The following is a 4085-nucleotide window of genomic DNA, read 5'->3' on the forward strand; positions in this document are numbered from 1 at the left end:
CGCGGGGTGGAGCAGCCCGGTAGCTCGTCAGGCTCATAACCTGAAGGCCGCAGGTTCAAATCCTGCCCCCGCAACCACTGAAACTTGTAACCGGCGCCATTCAGCCTCCTCTGAGGCAAGAATGGCCCGGAAACGGTCAAGATAAGCCAGCTTCTCGGCGCTATTTGCGAAATTGCCCGCTCTAACCCGGCGGGCGAAGTCGTTTTTATGGCGCTCGCGCAAGCCAGCGCTGTGCTCCTGAAACGCCTGCATCGATGCAAGAACGCCGGCAAGGCGTCCGTGAATGGTGAGATCGGCGGATTTGCTATCGGCCGACGGCGCGATCACCACCTTCTGCACCAGCTCACGTAGGAAGTTGAAATGACGCTGGACGTCGTCGTTCTGGCTTGCGCCTGTGCGCGCGACTGTCGTCAGCGCTGCGATGGCCAAGGTGTATACGGCGGGATTGATGAAGATCGGTTTTGCCGGTCCGCTGCGCTTGCGTTGCGGACGCGCAAGCGATGCCTCGATCTCGTTCCGCTGCTTCTGCAACTCGTCAAGCTGTCTGTTGAAGGCCTCGACATGGGAGTGGCCGTTAAGGAGGCGCTCGGTGATTTGAGCGGCAACGATATCCTGTGTGCGGGAGACCTGTTGCAGTCGGGCCTGGAGCTTCTCCTGGTCTCGCTCGCCTGCCGTTCGTGCCGCTTCCAATTGCTTGTTGATCTCGTCCTGAATCGATGCGGTGTTGTCGGGCGATAGGAGGCGTGCCGGGATTGCGTCGAGCACGCGACCTTCCAGCTCATTCCGGCTGATCGTCTTCGAGTTCGGGCAAACGATATCGCCGAGGTGGTCGATCGGCAGTTTCTTCTGCCGGTTTGTGCAGCCATAGCGATCTTTGGCCATGATGGCGTATGGGCCGCCGCAGTGGGCGCATTCGATGAGTCCGCTCAGGAGATAGGACGGGCGATGGGTGCGGTTGAGGCGGTTCGTCTTCGTATGATCGAACAGGGCTTCGACCTCGAGCTGCCGCTGCTTCACCTTCGCCCAGAGTTCATCGTCGATGATGCGCAACTCGGGGACTTCGGACACGACCCATTCGCTCTCATCGTTCATGCGGGCTTCCCGCTGTTCCGTTTCCGGGTTCTTGCTGAACTTGCGACGATTGAAGACAAGACGGCCGACATATGTCTCGTTGTTCAGAATGCCGGAACCTCGCTCCTTGCTGCCGCGGATAGCCGTGTCCCGCCACCTCAGCCCTCGAGGACCTGGAACCTGCGGCGCGCGCTTGTTGAGGTCGATTGCCATGTCCTTGGGAGAGCGGCCGAGCACATACTGCTGGAAAATCCAGCGGACGATCTCGGCCTGCTCTTCATCGATCTCGCGCAGACCCGGGATGCGGTCACCGCGATCATCATAGACCAGCTTTGCCCGATAGCCATAGGCGATACCACCCGCCGCCTTCCCCCTCCGGACGGCGGTCTTCATGCCCTCGCGCGTCTTGTAGCGTGTCTGTTCGATCATGTCGTGACTGATAATCGACCGCAGGCCGAGTTCCATGTCGTTGACCGGCGCCGCGTTCTGCACGGTCCAGAGTTCGACACCGCGATGGCGCAGCTGTTTTAGAATGGCCGAGCTGTGCTCCATGTCGCGCGAAATACGATCGACCGACATGCAGAGCAGGACGTTGACGCCGCCGCGTTTGATCCGGTGCAACACCGCCTGGATGCCGGGGCGCGACTTGAGCTTCGTACCGCTGATTGCGCGATCTTCGTAGACCTCTTCTACCATCCAGCCGCGGGCGCTTGCGAAGTCCCGGCCAAGCGCGACCTGCGTCTCGATCGACTGTTCGTCCTGGCGGTCGGTGGAATAGCGGGCGTAGATGATGACGTTCGTGCTCATGAAACCTCTGGACGGGAAACGGCTCAGTCTACGCTGGGAAAAATCCGGCGATCGCCGCCGACCGAAAGATGCTTTCCGGCCGGCGACGGTTGTGGCGACCGACTATGCGACGGCGCCGCGAGGCAGGCCCGGCAAGCCAGGGCGGCAGAGCGTCGATTTGAACACGTCGGCGTCGTGGAACAGGCGATCTTGAAGACCGGGATTAAACAGAACGCCGTATACCTCAGTGAAGCGCATAGCCTCGAGCAGGAACGCGGGTCTGAAGATGACGCCGTAGTAGGTGACACTTTTGTTGTCGCGCCAGGTCAGATCGATAGCCTGGTCGTCGGTGTTAACCAGCCAGGCATGCTGGAGCGGCAGTCCCAGTTCGGCGTCCATCGCATATCCTTCCGCGTAGAAGTATGGCGGATCGGGATCGCAGATGACAGGCATGAGTGCTTGTGTGCAGTTCTTGTAGCATTCACCGAGCCGCCCCTTACGCATACCGACAGGGTATCTGTCGATATGTCTGAAATGGCGGCCGTGCCTCAAAAGCGCTGCGTTGACATTGAACGCTCGCTCGCCTTCGTTGAAGATGCTGAGCATCTTCAGGATCGGATTGATATCGGCATTGGTCGTAGCCAATACCTGGTCAAGCGCATTAGCGGACATAGGTTCTCCTTTTAGCTCCGCGCATCGTTTTGTTCATCATCAATGTTCTGAAACGATGCGGGACCCTGAGAGCGAGCCTGACCGCTGCTGGCTTCTTCGACGACGAGCCGTTGTTTGCGTAGCGGCAATCTAGGTGAGATTCAGCGTCAATCAGGATGAGACTCGCGCCGGGGTGTGACGGAGTGAGGGCGTAGCCCGATCGTAGTCATACCCCGGCGTGGCGCAGATTTTCGGCGTCTCAAGATCGCGGTCGGTTCGGTACATTTGCGGTTTTCTGGATTGGAGAACCAGTTTGTGCCGGGTCGCCATGTAACCGATCATCAGATGAGACTCTTCATGAAGTACCGACAAACGCATTCCGTAGAGGTCGCCGCGGCAAAAGCTTCGATCAGCCGGGCTACGGCCTACCGTCTCGACAAGGAGACGCAGCTTCCATCTCAGAGCAAGGCGCCCCGCGGTCGTCGCCGCCCCGATCCTCTGGAGCCGATATTCGAGACAGAAGTCATCCCGCTCCTGAAGACCGCACCCGGCATCCGTGCCGTCGCTGTCTACAACGAGATGCTGCGCCGACATCCAGAACTCTCTGAAGGTATCCGCCGTACGCTTGAACGACGCATCCGGTCGTGGCGTGCTGTCCATGGCGAAGCGCAGGAGGTCATCTTCCGCCAGATGCACGAGCCAGGCCGGCTGGGCCTTTCGGATTTTACCGATGCCAGCGGTCTTGGTGTGACGGTCGCCGGCCAGCCAATTGATCACCTTTTCTATCACTTCCGGCTCGTCTGGTCGGGCTTCGAGCATGCCCATGTCATTCTCGGCGGGGAAAGCTTTGTCGCGCTGGCCGAAGGGCTTCAAAATGCCCTTTGGTCCGTGGGCGGTACGCCGCTCTATCATCGGAGCGACAGCCTGTCGGCGGCATTCCGCAACCTCGACGCCGATGCCAAGGTCGATCTCACCCACCGATACGATCAGCTTTGCTCCCATTATCGAATGACGCCGACGCGCAACAACAAAGGCGTCGCGCATGAGAATGGCTCGATCGAAAGCTCCCATGGCCATCTCAAGAACGCTGTTCATGATGCCCTGCTGATGCGGGGGACCAAGGAATTCGACGATCTCAGTTCTTACCGCGCCTTTGTCGACGAGATCGTCAGCCGTCGCAACGCTGCCCATGGCAAACGCATTGATGCAGAACGATCCCATCTGCAGGCGCTGCCCGAGCGCCGGACCACGGACTTCGAAGAGATTGTCGTCACGGTGTCTCGGACGGGCGGCTTCACCTTGCGCAAGGTCTTCTACACCGTGCCATCCCGCCTGATCGGCCACAGGTTACGAGTTCGCCTGTTCGACGATCGGCTGGATGTCTTTGTCGGCGGCACGCATCTGATGACGTTGCGCCGCGGACGCGGCCAGCCCGACGGGCGGCACGATCAGGTCGTCAACTACCACCACGTCATCCATTCCCTGCGCAAAAAGCCGATGGTGTCAATCGGCTTGGTAACGGGACCCCGTATCGGCTCCCAAGAGGGACCCCTGCCTCTGGTTGCATAGGGTCAGCG

2 protein-coding genes, 1 tRNA gene and 2 pseudogenes are annotated in these 4085 nt (G+C 59.9%); 3 read left to right on the top strand and 2 right to left on the bottom strand.

Annotation, left to right across the window (positions count from 1 at the left end):
• Nucleotides 1-77, top strand: a tRNA-Met gene (locus ACT6VE_RS34410).
• Between the two features lie 283 nt (nucleotides 78-360).
• Nucleotides 361-738 (top strand): hypothetical protein, encoded by a 378-nt coding sequence (locus ACT6VE_RS34415; RefSeq protein WP_444802616.1) that lies wholly within the window; start codon nucleotides 361-363, stop codon nucleotides 736-738.
• Between the two features lie 72 nt (nucleotides 739-810).
• Here ACT6VE_RS34415 and ACT6VE_RS34420 read toward each other — a convergent pair.
• Nucleotides 811-1878: pseudogene (locus tag ACT6VE_RS34420) on the bottom strand (recombinase family protein); the annotation flags it as partial.
• Nucleotides 1879-1980: 102 nt separating this feature from the next.
• Nucleotides 1981-2529 carry a hypothetical protein gene (locus ACT6VE_RS34425; protein WP_444802617.1) on the bottom strand — a complete coding sequence of 183 codons (549 nt, stop codon included), beginning with the start codon at nucleotides 2527-2529 and terminating at the stop codon, nucleotides 1981-1983.
• Between the two features lie 294 nt (nucleotides 2530-2823).
• Here ACT6VE_RS34425 and istA point away from each other — a divergent pair.
• Nucleotides 2824-4065 (top strand): annotated as a pseudogene (gene istA, locus ACT6VE_RS34430) (IS21 family transposase); the annotation flags it as partial.
• Nucleotides 4066-4085 lie beyond the last annotated feature (20 nt).

Source organism: Shinella sp. (assembly GCF_052438155.1).
Lineage (GTDB): Bacteria > Pseudomonadota > Alphaproteobacteria > Rhizobiales > Rhizobiaceae > Shinella.

Bases quoted from the DNA above. Each gene is read 5' to 3' on its own strand.
- ACT6VE_RS34415 (WP_444802616.1), top strand. From the start codon at position 361: ATGACGCTGGACGTCGTCGTTCTGGCTTGCGCCTGTGCGCGCGACTGT.
- ACT6VE_RS34425 (WP_444802617.1), bottom strand. From the start codon at position 2,529: ATGTCCGCTAATGCGCTTGACCAGGTATTGGCTACGACCAATGCCGAT.